The organism is Streptomyces sp. NBC_00075 (genome assembly GCF_045041225.1).
Lineage (GTDB): Bacteria > Actinomycetota > Actinomycetes > Streptomycetales > Streptomycetaceae > Streptomyces > Streptomyces adonidis.
The window spans coordinates 5,109,152-5,123,922 of record NZ_CP108243.1; the positions used below are offsets into that span (position 1 = coordinate 5,109,152).

A 14,771-nucleotide genomic window follows, 5' to 3' on the forward strand; every position below is an offset into this window, starting at 1 on the left:
GGCGCGCCGGCCGGTCCCGAAGGTGAACCGTGCGTGGACCTCCGTGCACAGGAGCGTGGAGGCGATGGTGACCAGTGCGTTGGCCACCGCCCAGGGCATCAGCCCGGCGAGCAGTGCCACGGCCGGGCCGGCGGCGACTCCGACACCGCCGCCGCACAGGACGAACCGGGCGAAGGAAGCCGGTGGACCCGGGCGATCGAGAGAGGCAGCCACAGAAGGATCTCCACATCCGTGCTCGGGGACCCTTTCAGCCTGTCCGCACAGCCCCTCCGCCGTCTTCGTGCGGCAGCCGATACGCGCCTGCTGCATACGCAGTAGTGAGTGGCCTGTCGGTCAGTGCCTCGGTGGGTTCGGGTGGACGAGGCCGGTCTGGTAGGCGATGACGACGAGTTGGGCGCGGTCGCGGGCGTGGAGTTTGGCCATGGCGTGGTGGATGTGCGTACGCACGGTCAGGGGGCTGATGTACAGCTGGCCGGCTATGTCCGCGTTGGTGAGTCCGTCGGCGGCCAGGGCCATGACCTCGCGTTCGCGGTCGGTGAGGTCGGCCAGGCTTTTCTGGGCCGCGGGGTGCGTGCCGGGCTGGGGGGCCGTGAGGAAGCGGGTGATGAGGTTGCGGGTGGCCTGGGGCGAGAGGAGGGCGTCGCCCGCGGCGATCGTGCGGATGCCGGCGACGAGGCCCTCGGCGCCGACGTCCTTGCCCAGGAAGCCGCTGGCTCCGGCGTGCAGGGCCCTGGCGACGTGCTCCTCGGTCTCGAAGGTGGTGAGGATGAGGACGCGGGTGCCCGAGAGGGCGGGGTCGGCGCAGATCGTGGAGGTGGCGGCGAGGCCGTCCGTGCCGGGCATACGGATGTCCATCACGACGATGTCGGGGTGGTGGGTACGGGTGAGGGCGATCGCCTCGTCGCCGTCCGCTGCCTCGCCTACCACCTCCATGTCGGGGCGGGAGTCGACGAGGATGCGGAAGGTCTCGCGCAGCAGGGCCTGGTCGTCGGCGAGCAGGACTCGGATGGTCATGGAGTGTTGTCCTCGGCGGGCGAGTAGGGGTGGAGGGGGAGTTCGGTGCTGACCTCGAAACCGCCGGTGGAGCGGTGTCCGGCATGGAGTCGTCCACCGATGGACAGGGCTCGTTCGCGCATGCCGATGAGGCCGTAGCCGCCGGCACCGCTGTTTTCGGGGGTGGCGGCGGCGATCGCGTCGGCGGCGAGGCCGGGTCCCTGGTCCGTGATCCTGATGAACAGGCGGTCGTGGTGGAACGCGAGGTTCACCTCCGCCAGGCTGGTGTGCGGTGCGTGCTTGGCGACGTTGGACAGTGCCTCCTGCACGATGCGGTAGGCGGTGAGGTCCGCCCCGGGGGAGAGCGGCTGCGGCTGTCCGTGGGTGGTGAGGGTGACGGTGAGTCCGGCGGCCGTGTGCGCGGCGACCAGGCCGGGGAGCTGGGCGAGGCTCGGGGCGGGCTGGAGGGAGTCCTCGCCCGCGCCGCTCTGGCGCAGGAGTCCGACGGTGGCCTTCATCTCGCGCAGGGCCGCCGCGGTGGTGTCGCCGAGGGCGTTGACCATCCTCTCGGCCTCGGCGGGGTGGCTGCGGATGAGGAGGGCGGCGGTGGTGGCCTGGGCGTTGGCCAGGGCGAGGTGGTGTGCGGAGACGTCGTGGAGTTCGCGGGCGATGCGCATGCGTTCCCCGGCGACGCGGTGCCGGGCCTCCTCCTCGCGGGTCCGTTCGGCGTACTCGGCGCGGGCGTGCACCGACTCCAGGTAGGCCCTGCGGAAGCGGGCGGTGGTGCCCAGGGCGGCGGGCAGCAGCAGCCAGGCGACGGGGCCGATCACGTTGAGGGCCAGGGAGTCCGTGGCGGGCTCGGCGATCAGGGCGGACCCGGCTACGAGGATCACCGCGGTGAGGGTGACGTTCCGGGTGGTGGTGCGTTCGGTGTGCCCGGCCAGGGAGTACAGCGCGACCATGAGGGGGGCGAGGAGCAGGGCGGTCATCACGTAGCCGGCCAGGGCCATGCCTGCGGCGCACGCGATGGCGACGGCTGTGACGGGGAGGGGTCTGGTACGGCGCCACAGCAGTGCGGCGCAGGCGGGGACGGCCAGCAGGACGCACGGCCACCACTGGGCGGGGGTGGTCATGTCGGAGACGCCGTACATGCTGCCTGGGAAGGCGGCGGCGAAGAGGAGCAGGGCGATCGTTGCGTCGACCGTACGGGGGTGGCGCTGCCGGGGGGTGGTCATCGTGCGTCTCAGCGCTTCCTGTCGGGTGTGCTGACCATGGTGCCTGAGCGGCGAGTACCCGGCGGAGCGCTGAGCGCTTCGCCGGGTGTGTGGTTCGCCGGGTGTGTGGTTTGTCGGCTGCGGGCCGGTGGGGGCTTGTCGCGCCCCGCGGCGGAGCCGCAGATCGATACAGCCCCGCGCCCCTTAAGGGGCGTGTTGCCGGCCCCCCGACTTACCGGCGCCGCTCAGACTGCCACTACGTGTTCTGGTGGACTTGCAGTTCGTTTTCCGCGGGCCGGTGGGGGCTGGTCGCGCAGTTCCCCGCGCCCCTAACAGCCAATGCGTGGCCCTCGATGTCCACGTGAGGGACGAGTCGTTCCAGCCAGTGGGGCATCGTCCAGGCACGCTCGCCCAGCAGGGCGAGGACCGCCGGGACGATGGTCATCCGTACGACGAACGCGTCGAACAGCACCGCGATGGCCATGCCGAAGCCGATCATCTTGATGAGGGTCTCGCTGACGCCGATGAAGCCGGAGAACACCGAGATCATGATCACCGCGGCGGCGACGACCACGCGGGCGCTGTGGCGGAAGCCGGAGACGATGGCCTGGCCGGGGTGTTCGCCCTGGAGGTGGGCTTCCCGGATGCGGGTGACGAGGAAGACCTCGTAGTCCATGGCCAGGCCGAAGACGATGCCGACCATGACGATCGGCATGGTGTTCATGATCGGGCCGGTCTGGTCCACGCCCAGCAGGCCGGCGAGCCAGCCCCACTGGAAGACGGCGACGACCGCGCCCAGGGCCGCGAGCACCGACAGCAGGAATCCCAGGGCCGCCTTGAGCGGCACCAGCACCGAGCGGAACACGATCAGGAGCAGCAGGAACGCCAGGCCGACCACGAGCCCGAGGTACGGCACCAGGGCGCCCTGGACCTTCTGGTCGCTGTCGATGTTGCCCGCCGTACTGCCGCTGACCATGAACGTCGCGTCGGTGGCCTGCTCGATGGCGGGGCGGTCGTCGCGCAGGGTGTGGATCAGGTCGACGGTCCGCTCGTCGGTGGGTGCGGTGGACGGGGTGGCGGAGAAGATCGCGGTGTCTCCCGCCTTGTTGAAGCTCGGCGTCGAGACCGACACGATTCCCGCTGTCCCGGCGATCTCCTTGGCGGTCGCGGCCACGGCGGCCTTGGGGTCGTCGGCCGTAGCGGCGTCCACGACGATGGTCAGCGGACCGTTGAAGCCGGGGCCGAAGCCCTTGGCCAGGTCGTCGTACGCGCGGCGTTCGGTCGTCGAGGTCGGCTTGGACTCGTCGCCCGCCGTGCCCAGGTGGAGCTGCGCCGCGGGGAGGGCGATCACGCCCAGGGCCGCGACCGCCACCAGGAGTACGGGCAAGGGGCGGCGGACGATCAGACGGGCCCACCGGGTGCCCATGTTCGGCTTGTCCTCGTCGGCGTCCGGGTGTGCACCGGACCGGCGTACCGAGCGCGCCAGGACCGCGCGGGGAAAGATCCCGAGCATGGCCGGGATCAGGGTCACCGCGACCAGCACCGACAGGGCCACCGTGCCGGCCGCCGCCAGTCCCATCTGGGTCAGGGTCGGGATGCCCACGACCGACAGCCCGGCCAGACCGATGACGACGGTCAGGCCCGCGAACACCACCGACGACCCGGCCGTGCCCACGGCCACGCCCGCCGCGTCCTCCGGGGCGAGACCCCGGGCGCGTTCCTCGCGGTAGCGGGAGACGATGAACATCGCGTAGTCGATCCCGACCGCCAGGCCGAGCATCAGCGCGAGTGTGCTGGTGGCGCTGGACAGGCCCAGCGCGCTGCTCAGGGCGAGGATGGTCGCGGTGCCGATCCCGACGCCGATCAGCGCGGTCAGCAGCGGCAGCCCGGCCGCCGCCAGCGAACCGAACGTGAGCAGCAGGACGACGGCCGCCACCACGACGCCGACCAGCTCGGTCGCACCGCCCGAGGGCTGGGTCGCCAGGACGGAACCGCTGACCTCGACCGTCAGGCCCGCGTCCCGGCCCGTTTCGACGGCCTGCTCCAGGTCCTGCTTCGCGGTGTCGCTGACGTCCTTGGCCTTCACCTCGAACGTGACCGACGCGTACGCCGTCGATCCGTCCTCGCTGACCGCGTCCGCCTCGAACGGGTCGGCCGCGCGGACGACCTGGTCGACCTTGCCGACCTGGCTCACGACCTCGTCGACGACCGTACGGTTCCCCTGGTCGGTGAGCTTCTGGCCGTCCGGCGCCACGAACACGATCTTCGCGCTCGCGCCCTCGGCGCTGCTGCCGACGCTCACGCCCGGGAAGCGCTGCTCGATGAGGTCGAACGCCCGCTGCGACTCCGTACCCGGCATCGAGTAGGAGCCGTCCGGCGCGGCCGGTGCCAGCGCCGACGCCGTTCCGGCGGCGACGAGCGCCACCACCCACAACAACAGGACGCGCCAACGGCGCCGGAAGGCCAGCCGGCCCAGTCGATCGAGAAAGACAGCCACAGGAGGGTCTCCACATCCGAACTCGGGAACCCTTCCAGGCTGTCCGCGCGGCCCCCGTCCGTCTTCGTTCGGCCGCCGGTACGCCCCTACTGCATGCGCAGTAGCCGTAGCGGTAGCCGTGGTCAGAGGTGGAGGCGGCCCGTGAGCATCGCCATCGCCAGTTCGACCCGTGAGCCGTGGCCCGTGTGGGAGAACAGTCTCGACAGCCGTCCCTCGACGCTCTTCTCGCTGGTGCGGAGGATCTTGGCCATCTCCTTGTTGGTCAGTCCCTCGGAGACGAGTACGGCGAGCAGCCGCTCGTTCTCCTCGGCGGTGGCCTGCCGTCCCGGCACCGCCACCCCGTACGTGCGCATGAGGGGGCGCAGCCAGAAGCGGGGCATCAGCGCGTCCAGTTCGCCGAGCATGGCGTACGTGTCCCGCACCATCGCCGGATCGCCCATGCCGTAGCGGATCAGGTGGGCCAGTACGGCGCACTCCTCCTGGAGCTGCTGCCGCTGCTGGGCCAGGCATCTCGCGGCCCGCGCGGCGTCATGGTCCCTGTGGACGGCCGCGTGCAGGACGAGGCGGGTCATCTCGGCCCGGTCGGTGCCCAGCCTGCGGGCGACCACCTCGGCCTTCGCCAGGCACTCCGTCAGGGCCTCGGGCCTGCCGACGTGCGTCGCGACATCGGCCACGCGCAGCCAGAGCAGGTCGGTGCCCGCCACCACGCCGTCCGACTCGGCGCGGGCCACGGCCGCCCGCAGCAGCGACCGGGCCTGTCCGGCCTCTCCCCTGACCAGGTCGCACAACGCCTGTGCGGAATCGAGCAGATGGGGCAGCATCGGCTGTCTGGCACGGGCCAGCGCGAGGAGTTCGCGGGCCCGGGTGAGTCTGCCGCCGCACACCAGCTGGACCGCCGCGTGGTGGTACATCGCGCTCTGGACGGCGTCGCAGGTGTGCACGCCGGTGACCGCGCTCCGGCGGGCCAGGTCCATCGCCTCCCGGGGACGCCCCCGGTGGAGGGCGATGAGCATCCGGCTGGGCAGGCCCAGCTGTCCCGGGGTACGTCCCGTGTCGGCGAGGAGTTGCTCGGCCCGGCGGATCTCGCCGAGCGTCAGCAGCTCGCCGACCCGGGAGTGCACCTCGGCGGCCGTGACCCCTCCCGCGCGGTGGCGGGCGGGCAGGGTGGCCGTGCTGCGGTCCGTCCCGTCCCTGTCGCCCAGCCACAACTCCGCCGTCGCGACGAGGAATTCGGCCCTCCATTCGGCCAGACCGCGCTCGTCGTGGCGCCGGACCGCCCCCAGCAGGTCGCGGACCTCACGCCAGCGGCCGAGCAGCAACAGGGCGCATCCGCGGGTGAGGGCACGCTCCAGCGGTCCGGCCGGGCCGTGGCCCTGGAGGGTGCCGTCGGCCGCGATCTTCTCCAGTGTGGCGAGTTCGCCCGCCCGGTACAGGGCGGCCAGGTGTGCGAAGCAGACGTCGAGGAGCTGGTCCGGACGCAAGGCGGCGCGATGGGCCCGCAGGACGAGCCGCAAGGAGTTCAGCCCCTCCTCGGGCCTGCCCTGCGCCAGGCAGATCTTGGCGTGCTCCAGCAGCAGGCGGGGCCGTTCCACCGGGTCCGCGGTCAGTTCGGCGGCCGCGCGCAGCCACCGTACGGCGCGGTGGTCGTCGTAGGCGTCGCCGTTGTGGCGTGCCAACCGCTCGGCGGCGGCCATCAGTTCGGCCCTGGCCCGCTCGGGGTCCACCAGCCGTCCGGCGGCGGCGAGCTGCTCGGGGAGGTAGCCGGGGTCGGCGCAGCGCGCGGTGCCCTGCCAGAGCGCGGAGACGGCGATCCGGGCCAGGCTCCGGCGCTCGTAGGGGCCGAGCGACGCCCCGGCGGCGGCCCCGGCCAGTGGCAGCCGGTACTGCCAGGCGGAGTCCGACCGGTGATAGCGCAGTACGCCGGCGTCGGCCAGCCGCGCGAGCAGGTCGTGGGCCTCCCGCTCGGTGACCTGGAGGGCCTCGGCCACCAGCCGTGGCACGGCCTCGCCCAGCGGGCCCAGTACGGCCACGGCCTTGGCGACCTGCCAGGAGCGGCCGTTCGTCTCGCGGACGGGCAGCACCAGTTCGCCGATGGTGGACGGGCACGCGCAGGGGCCGCCGCTCACGAGATGGGCGTGCCGGTCGACCACCCGGACATGGCCCTGGTCCCGGGCAGTCCTGAGCACCGCGCGGGCCGCGGCGGGCCAGCCCCGGGTGAGGGCCCACAGCCAGTCGACCAGCGCCGGCTCGGCCCTGGCCTCCAGCTCGGCGGTGATCATGGCGCCGAGCCGGCGCCGTGACAGGGGGCGCAGGTTCACATGGTGGACCAGGCCGTCCTGCCGCAGCCGGCCGGTCACGGCGGCGAACGCGGCGCGGGAGGCGCGGGGCACGGGCAGCGTGACGGTGCACACGCAGCGCGTGTTCGTACCGTCGAGCTGGCGGATGACGTGTTCCAGGGAGAACAGTTCGTCCGGGGACAGGTACTGGAGATGTCTGAGCACCAGGATCATCGGGCGTTTCTCGCCCGCGGCGACGCGCCGGAGCAACCTGTCGACCATGGGAATTTTCGGTGAAGAATCGTCGAAGGAAATGCGCACCAATTCCGGGGGCGGGCCGACGGCCTTCTCCCGGAAATTCCTGTCGCGTGCCGACAACTCATCGAGAACGGAACCGAGTTCGAGCGCGGAGGGCCCGCTCACCACGACGACATTCGGAGTTCCGGGCGTGTGGACCGCCGCGACCGTTTCGACGGCGACACGTTCGTAGGGCGGGACGCTATGCGCTGTGTGCATGAATCCTCGCTGAGCAACGGGGGTCAACCAGATGCTAACCGGCCGCGTCCTACCGGTGGTGACGACAGGGAGTGGGGCCGTGTCCGGCAGAGAGGCCGAACTGTCGGCGGTCGACGAGGTGTCCGGACGCGCTCTGCTGCTGGTCGTGCGCGGACAGTCCGGCATGGGGAAAACGACCCTGCTGAAGGAAATCCACCGCACGTGGCGTTCCCGTGGCCCCGGCATCGTACGGATTCACTGCTCCGCCGCCGCAATTCCGCGGTGGGACCTGTTCGGCGCGCGTGCGGTACTGAAAGGGTTCCGGAACGCCTTTCCCGACCTCGGGGATTCGCCGCCGGCCGATGCGATGGCGGCGGTGAACCGGCTGTGCCGGCCGGAGAGTTACGGGTCCGCCCGTGCGCGGTCCACCCTCTTCGCCGAACTGGTACGGCTTTTCGGACACGTGAGCGGGAGCGCGCCCGGCGCCGTGCTGATCGACGACGTGCACGCGGCTCCCGACCCGGCGCTCATCGTGGCGGCGGCCCATCGCGTCGGCTGCACGGTGGTGGCGACGTATCGGGAGGACGGGTGGGGGGCTTGGCCGACGGGGGTGGGGTCGGGGTGGGGGTCTGGGTCGGGTTCAGGGGCTGGTTGGGGGTCGGGCTCAGGGTTGGGATCGGGGTCGGGCGCAGGATCGGGGTCGGGTTCAGGGGCTGGTTGGGGGTCGGGCTCAGGGTTGGGATCGGGGTCGGGCGCAGGATCGGGGTCGGGTTCAGGGGCTGGTTCGGGGTCGGGCTCAGGGTTGGGATCGGGCTCAGGGTCGAGGTCGGGCTCAGGGTCGAGGTCGGGCTCAGGGCTCGGGGTGGCCTCGTTGAGCGGCTTCGCGGATCGGGTCGTCGACCTCGGTCCGTTGCCGGAGCACCGGATCGACGCCCTGCTGGCCGACGCCGCACGCGAGCCGCTGGACGCGGCCCTGGTACTCGCGCTGCGCTCCGCGCTGGGCCCGCTCGCCGGGAACCCTGGCACCGTCCTGGACACCTTCGAGGCGCTCCGCCTCGACGGGCGCCTCGTCCGGTTCCAGGGGCACCTGTGTCTGCGCGACCCCGCGACCGGATTGGCGCTGCCCGTCGACCACCCTCTGGTGCGGCGGGTCGAGGAGTGCGGTGACACGGGCAGGCAGTTGCTCGCGCTGACCACCTCGGCCGGCCGCTTCGCCATGGACGACCTGCCGGACTTCGCGGCGGCCACCGGCCACGAACTCGCCGCCTGCGGCCACACCGTGGACCGTCTCGTGGCCGTCGGAGCACTGGTCTGCGACGAGTACGGGGTCCTGCGCGTCCCCTGCCCCGCGCTGGTCCCCGCCGTACTGCCCGGCACGGCCCGGGACGAGGCGGGCGAGGTGCACCGCGCGCTCGCCGAACACCTGCTGCGCGGCGAGCGCGTGCCGTCGCCGGACCCCATGGCCACGGCCGAGCACATCGCGCTCGCCGGCTCGGCGCTGCCGGCCACCCCCTCCGCCGTACCGCTCCTGGAGCGCGAGGCCGCACGGGTACTCCCGACCTGCTCCACCATGGCCGCCCGCTGGTACCGGGCCGCCCTACGGCACTGCGAGCCGGGCGACCAGGCGCACGCGCGCGTCCTGGCCACCCTGTTGCCGCTGCTGATGCGGATCGGCGACTACGAGGGGCTCGCTGCGGCGGTGGCGGAGGCGGTGCGAGCCGACTCCGACGGCAACGGTGGCGGTGGCGGTGGCGGTGGCGATCGCCGACGTGCGGAGTTGGCGGCGTACGCCGCGCTGGCCGCCGTACACACCGGGCGCCCGGTGGCGGAGGGGGTGCGTGAGGGTCTGGCCGAAGGCGACGGCCGGGCGGCCGGTGGAGCGGCGGGCGGTAGAGCGGCTGCCAACGATCCGACAGCCGGTGGACCGATGAGCGGCGAACGGGTGGCCGACAAACCCGCAGGCCGCGAACCGGCGAGCGGCAAGCCGGCGACCGATGAACCCGCAGCCAGCCAACCGGCGGGCCACGAACCGACAGCCGACAAACCCGCGGGCGGCGAACCAGCGGCCGATGAACCGGCAAGCCCCGCGCTGGAGTTCACCGACCGCTCGGCCACCGGGCAGGAGCCGCTCCAGCCGAGCGAGGCCGACCACGACCGGTCCGACCCGACGGCCCGTGAACCGGGCGGCAGTGAACCGGCAAGCCCCGCACTGGAGTTCGCCGACCGCTGGTTCAGCGGGCGGGTGCCGCTCCGGGCTGGTGAGGTCGGGGCCGTCTTTTCCTGTCTCCGCCCAGGTGGGACCTCCGAGGACGGTCCGCCCCGAGTGGAGGGGACGAGTGCCGATCGGCTCGATCCGGTCGGGCTCTTCCGGCAGGTGGTCGGGGTCGCGGGCTACGGCGAACCCGTCACCGGGCCGCTGGCCGCGTACGCGCGGATCGTGCGGGACTATCGGGACGGGGACTGGGCCGGGATTCCGTCCGGGGCCCGTGCGCTCGAGCTGGCGGGGCCGTACCGGACCCCCGTTCACCATGTCGTGCGGCTGATCGCCGCGGAGGTGCACTCGACCGTGGGTGACTTCGAGCGGAGTGCCGCGTGGCTGGGGTTGGGGCTTGTGGGGGGCGACTGTCCGTTTCCCGCTCTGCGCACCTGGGCCGGCATGGGGCTCGCCTACCGGACCGGGCAGTGGGAGCGTTGCCGGGAACTGGGGTGGGCCTTCTGCGAGGAGCCGGTGGAACGGGCCGCCGAGGGAAGCTCGGTGGGCATCGACTGGCTGCTCGTCCGGCTCGCGTTCGCGCAATGGGGTAACGGCGGTCGTCAGGTGGTGCTGCCCCGGCTGCGTGAGCGGTCGGAGGAGTGGTACGGCCGGCTCGGCGGTACCGGGCTCCAGGCCGCATCGCTCATCGTCCGCGCCTTCGCCGAGCGCGACCTCGTCAGCGCGCACGCGGCCGTGGACCTCCTGCGCGAGCACGGCGGGCGGAGCGAACTGATGCGGGCGTGCATGACCGTCGCGTTCCTGGCCGACGACCCGCGTCCCTGGCACCAGGAGGCCCACGACATCGCCCGGAGCCTCGGCGACGGCCTCCACCGGACGACGATCACGGAGTCGATGCGGGCCTCCGGCACGGATCCGGCCTCCGACGACGCCGATCGTGACAGCTCCGTCGGCCTGTCCGGGCTCGAAGGGCGTATCACCTTCCTGGTCGGACGTGGACTGACCAACCGGCAGATCGGCCGGGAACTCCAGGTGAGTGAGAAGACCGTCGAGAACAACCTCACCCAGGTGTTCGCGAAGACGGGCTGCCGCTCACGGCTGGACCTGGCCCTGGCCGTGATGGAAGGCCGTCTCGCGGGGCTCCTCCGGCGTTCGTGAGGGATTCCCCCCGGGAAGCGGTCGTGCCCTCCGGCCAAGTGGACTACTCCACCAGGATGTCCGACAGAGGCGCACATCCGCCTCACAGCACACCAGCACACCAGCACGGAAGGTACGGCACCCCCCACCCGGCGCCGAACGAGCCCTGGCGGCTCCCTCTCGGCCTTAGCCGGCCCCGGCGCGACGTCCACGACGCCGGCGACCGACCCATCGACGTCAAACCCGTCCAAGACGTCGGCTACGTCAGCTACGTCATCGGCGTCAATGACTCGATGGCCCCGCGGATCTGATCCGCCATCAACTTCTCATCCCCACCGGGGAGTTCACCACCTCAGCAGAGCGGATCTCCGCCTGCTCACGGTGGCGTGCGGCTCCTCTCGTGAGCCTCCCCCGCTCCCCCACACCCCCCCACTCCCCCACATCTTCGGGGCTTCCCGCCCCCCAGAAAGGAAGATCATGAAGGACCGGGCCAAGGTCGAGGACCTGCTCGTGACGTCGGATCTGCTGGTGCAGACCTCGGAGACCGCGTGGAAGCACGTCCACGCCGAGTACGTCGACATCATCGACGACATCCTGGCGACGCTGGCGCCGAGCGGGCCCTACGCGTACACCGTCAGCCCCTCGGTCGAGGAGGGCAAGGAACTCCCGACCCAGCGCATCGTCACCACGTTCGACGAGATCGCCGCGTCCTACCGCGGCATGCACCGGTTCGCCGCCGTGGTGGCGATCCGTCCCGTGGCCGAGATCAACTCCTCCTGGTACACGTTCGTCAGCGGCCGGGGTCGCGGGCGCCTCAAGACGACCGGTGAGGAGAGCGAGCGGCCGGTCGTCGTGATCTTCCCGACGATGGGCTCCGAGGGCATCACCGGCGAGCTGTTCTGGGGCAGGACCCAGCAGGACAGCATGCCGGGAGACCCGGCCGACGGGGCGCTGGCCAGCCGGTACTCAGTGGCCGAACTGCACGGGACGCTGCTCGACGCGTACCGCAAGGGCGATGTCGACGCGATCGTCGAGAAGGCGCACCCCGAGATCCAGGGGGGTGTGCGTGACTACGTGTCGCATTCCGGGACCCTGCCCGAGATGCACACCAAGGACGATCTGCGGGCCCACCTCGAAGCCTTCTACGACGCGTACTCCGTCCGCTCGATCGAGGTCGTCCAGCGGCACTTCGACGACTGGTTCTTCTTCCACGAGCTGCGGTGGACGGTCGAGGCACGACAGGGCGCGGACGCCGGGCAGAGCTTCCGCTACCACACCGCCGAGTACGCCGAGGTGTCGGCCGCCGGGCTCGTCGTCGCCCACATCGGCCACGGGACGGACCAGATCAGGCTCGGCCGTCGACCGTAACACCGACTGATATCACCTGATATCTGTCGATATTCCCTGATAGCCCACCCCCTCTGACCGGGGGCGCCCTGAGCGGGGGTGCCCCCACCGCGCCGCGTCCCGTGGGGACGGGGAACGGCGCTTCCTTCGGGCCCGGCGGCCGGGGCGACCCCTGCCCCGGCGCCGGGTCCGAGGCAGACACAGCCGGCCGAGAAGGAGCACCCCGCATGAGCACCGGCCTTGAAGGACACAGCGTCATCGTCACCGGTGCCGGGTCCGGCGCCGGCCGGGCCGCCGCCGTACGGTTCGCGCGAGAGGGCGCGTACGTGCTGGTCGCGGACGTGAGACGGGCGGGTGCCGATGACACCGTCAAGGCCGTCGCGGACGTGGGCGGCACGGCCGTCGCGGTCGTCGGGGACCTCAGCGACCAGCAGATCGTGCACCGGGTCGTCGACACCGCCGTCGAGGCCTTCGGCGGAGTGGACGTCCTTGTGCACAGCGCCGCGATCCTGGACCGGATGTCGGTCGTCAGCGAGACCGACGACGCCGAGTGGTACCGCGTCATCGAGGTCAATCTGACGGCACCGTTCCTGCTGACCCGCGCCGTGCTGCCGCACATGATGGCCGAGGGGCACGGCTCGATCGTCTTCACGGCGGCCGAGGCCGGTCTGCGCGGCAGCATCGCCGGGGCCGCCTGCACCGCCGCCAAGCACGGCGTCCTCGGCCTGGTCAGGTCGCTCGCCGTGACCTACGTCGGCGTCGGCGTCCGTACGAACGCCATCGCCCCCGGCGGCACCGGGCCCGACTTCTCGGTCGCCGCCCGGCCCGAGACCCACGGCGACAACGTCCTCGCTCCCCGGTTCGGCGGCATCGGGCGCATCGCCACCGCCGAGGAGCAGGCCGCCGCCATCGTGTTCCTCGCCTCCGACGCCGCCGCCCACATCAACGGCACCGTCCTGCCCGTCGACGAGGGCTGGTCCGCCGCCTGACGGCCGGACCGTCCGCCCTCGACTCCCGCGAAACCAGCGGTTCCAGAAAGCGAGTTCCTCATGGCCACGATGAAGTCCGAGCCGGCCGGCGAGACCGGCGAAGCGGGCGCCGATGCCGCCGGGCTGGTGGCGGTGCTGGCCTTCGCCGGGATCGTCGTCTCGCTGATGCAGACCCTGGTCATCCCGATCCTCCCCTCGCTGCCGAGGCTGCTCGACGCGTCGGCGTCGAACACCGCCTGGGCGGTCACCGCCACGCTGCTCGCCGCCGCCGTCGCCACCCCGGTCGCCGGCCGGCTCGGCGACATGTACGGCAAGCGCCGCATGCTGCTGGTGAGTCTCGCCCTGCTGGTGACCGGTGCGGTCGTGTGCGCCCTCAGCGACTCCCTGGTCCCGATGATCGTCGGCCGTGCCCTCCAGGGGCTGGCCGCCGCCGTCGTACCGCTCGGCATCAGCGTCATGCGGGACGTCCTGCCCGCCGAGCGGCTCGCCGCGTCGACCGCGCTGATGAGCGCCTCGCTGGGCATCGGCAGCGCTCTCGGCCTGCCCGCCGCCGCCTTTCTCGCCGACCGGTTCGACTGGCATCTGCTGTTCTGGGCCTCCGCCACGCTCGGCACCCTCGCCGCCGTACTCGTCACGGTCGTCGTGCCCGAGTCCACGGTCCGTACCGGCGGACGCTTCGACCTGGTCGGCTCGCTCGGGCTGGCGGCCGGTCTGGTCTCCCTGCTGCTGGCCGTCTCCAAGGGCGGCGACTGGGGCTGGGCCAGTCCCGCCACGCTCGGTCTGTTCACCACCGCGGTCCTCGTCCTGCCGGCCTGGGGCCTCTACGAGCTGCGCACCGGCCAGCCGCTGGTCGACCTGCGGACCACCGCCCGCCGCCAGGTGCTGTTCACCAACCTCGCCTCGGTGGCGTTCGGCTTCTCGATGTTCGCGATGTCCCTGGTGCTGCCGCAGGTGCTCCAGCTGCCCGAGGGCACCGGGTACGGCCTGGGCAAGTCCATGCTGGCCGTCGGTCTGGTCCTGGCTCCGCAGGGCCTGGTGATGATGACGATGTCGACCGTGTCGGCGCGCCTCACCAGGGCCAAGGGCCCGAAGACCACGCTGATGTGCGGCGCCGTCATCGTCGCCTGCGGCTACAGCCTGAGCCTCGTGCTGATGTCCGAGGTCTGGCACATCACGCTGATCGCCTGCACCATCGGCGCGGGCATCGGCTTCGCCTACGGCGCCATGCCCGCGCTCATCATGGACGCCGTACCCGCCTCGGAGACGGCCGCCGCCAACAGCCTCAACACACTGATGCGGTCGCTCGGTACGTCCTTCGCCGGGGCCCTCGCCGGTGTCGTCCTCGCCCGGATGACGACCGACTTCGGCGGCTATCCGCTGCCCGCCGAGAACGGCTTCAAGGTCGTCATGGCCATCGGCGCGGGCTCGGCCGTCCTCGCCTTCGCCGTCGCTTCCTTCATCCCGGCCCGGCGCACCACCGCGCAGGAGGAGCCGGCGGCCGACGGCGCGGCGGAGGCCGCGGAGGCCACCCGGGCGAAGGCCTGAGACATCGCGCGCACGGGCTCCCCGCGGTCGCCCGGCGGAGGATCCCCACCGACCCCGACCCCGCCC

At 72.2% G+C, this 14,771-nt stretch carries 8 protein-coding genes and 1 pseudogene; 5 read left to right on the forward strand and 4 right to left on the reverse strand.

What is annotated here, in order from left to right:
- Window positions 1–333: 333 nt before the first annotated feature.
- The 4 genes from OG787_RS22195 to OG787_RS22210 form a co-directional block, all read right to left on the reverse strand.
- On the reverse strand, window positions 334–1,014 hold the full coding sequence (locus tag OG787_RS22195; protein WP_369030298.1) for a response regulator: 681 nt from the start codon (window positions 1,012–1,014) through the stop codon (window positions 334–336).
- Window positions 1,011–2,228: a sensor histidine kinase gene (locus OG787_RS22200; protein ID WP_369030297.1), complete on the reverse strand. Its 1,218-nt coding sequence runs from the start codon at window positions 2,226–2,228 to the stop codon at window positions 1,011–1,013. Before OG787_RS22200 ends, OG787_RS22195 begins: the two co-directional genes overlap by 4 nt.
- Window positions 2,229–2,463: 235 nt before the next feature.
- Window positions 2,464–4,704 (reverse strand): MMPL family transporter, encoded by a 2,241-nt coding sequence (locus OG787_RS22205; RefSeq protein WP_405536160.1) that lies wholly within the window; start codon window positions 4,702–4,704, stop codon window positions 2,464–2,466.
- 122 nt (window positions 4,705–4,826) lie between these two features.
- Window positions 4,827–7,496, reverse strand: a complete 2,670-nt coding sequence (locus tag OG787_RS22210) for a hypothetical protein (protein WP_405536161.1) — start codon at window positions 7,494–7,496, stop codon at window positions 4,827–4,829.
- Window positions 7,497–7,527: 31 nt separating this feature from the next.
- Between OG787_RS22210 and OG787_RS22215 the strand changes: the two are divergent.
- From OG787_RS22215 to OG787_RS22235, 5 genes and pseudogenes are all read left to right on the forward strand, one after another.
- Window positions 7,528–7,986 (forward strand): annotated as a pseudogene (locus tag OG787_RS22215) (ATP-binding protein); the annotation flags it as partial.
- Window positions 7,987–8,346: 360 nt separating this feature from the next.
- The gene (locus OG787_RS22220) at window positions 8,347–10,845 is read left to right on the forward strand and encodes a LuxR C-terminal-related transcriptional regulator (protein WP_405540550.1); all 2,499 of its coding nucleotides are present in this window, start codon (window positions 8,347–8,349) and stop codon (window positions 10,843–10,845) included.
- Window positions 10,846–11,301: 456 nt separating this feature from the next.
- Window positions 11,302–12,192: a hypothetical protein gene (locus OG787_RS22225; RefSeq protein ID WP_369030294.1), complete on the forward strand. Its 891-nt coding sequence runs from the start codon at window positions 11,302–11,304 to the stop codon at window positions 12,190–12,192.
- A 206-nt stretch (window positions 12,193–12,398) separates the two neighbouring features.
- Window positions 12,399–13,160, forward strand: coding sequence for an SDR family NAD(P)-dependent oxidoreductase (locus OG787_RS22230; RefSeq protein ID WP_405536162.1), 762 nt, complete (start codon window positions 12,399–12,401; stop codon window positions 13,158–13,160).
- Between the two features lie 69 nt (window positions 13,161–13,229).
- The gene (locus tag OG787_RS22235) at window positions 13,230–14,705 is read left to right on the forward strand and encodes an MFS transporter (RefSeq protein WP_405540552.1); all 1,476 of its coding nucleotides are present in this window, start codon (window positions 13,230–13,232) and stop codon (window positions 14,703–14,705) included.
- Window positions 14,706–14,771 lie beyond the last annotated feature (66 nt).

Coding starts and splice junctions, on each gene's coding strand:
- OG787_RS22195 (WP_369030298.1), bottom strand. CDS start 1,014: ATGACCATCCGAGTCCTGCTCGCCGACGACCAGGCCCTGCTGCGCGAG.
- OG787_RS22200 (WP_369030297.1), bottom strand. CDS start 2,228: ATGACCACCCCCCGGCAGCGCCACCCCCGTACGGTCGACGCAACGATC.
- OG787_RS22210 (WP_405536161.1), bottom strand. CDS start 7,496: ATGCACACAGCGCATAGCGTCCCGCCCTACGAACGTGTCGCCGTCGAA.
- OG787_RS22225 (WP_369030294.1), top strand. CDS start 11,302: ATGAAGGACCGGGCCAAGGTCGAGGACCTGCTCGTGACGTCGGATCTG.
- OG787_RS22230 (WP_405536162.1), top strand. CDS start 12,399: ATGAGCACCGGCCTTGAAGGACACAGCGTCATCGTCACCGGTGCCGGG.
- OG787_RS22235 (WP_405540552.1), top strand. CDS start 13,230: ATGAAGTCCGAGCCGGCCGGCGAGACCGGCGAAGCGGGCGCCGATGCC.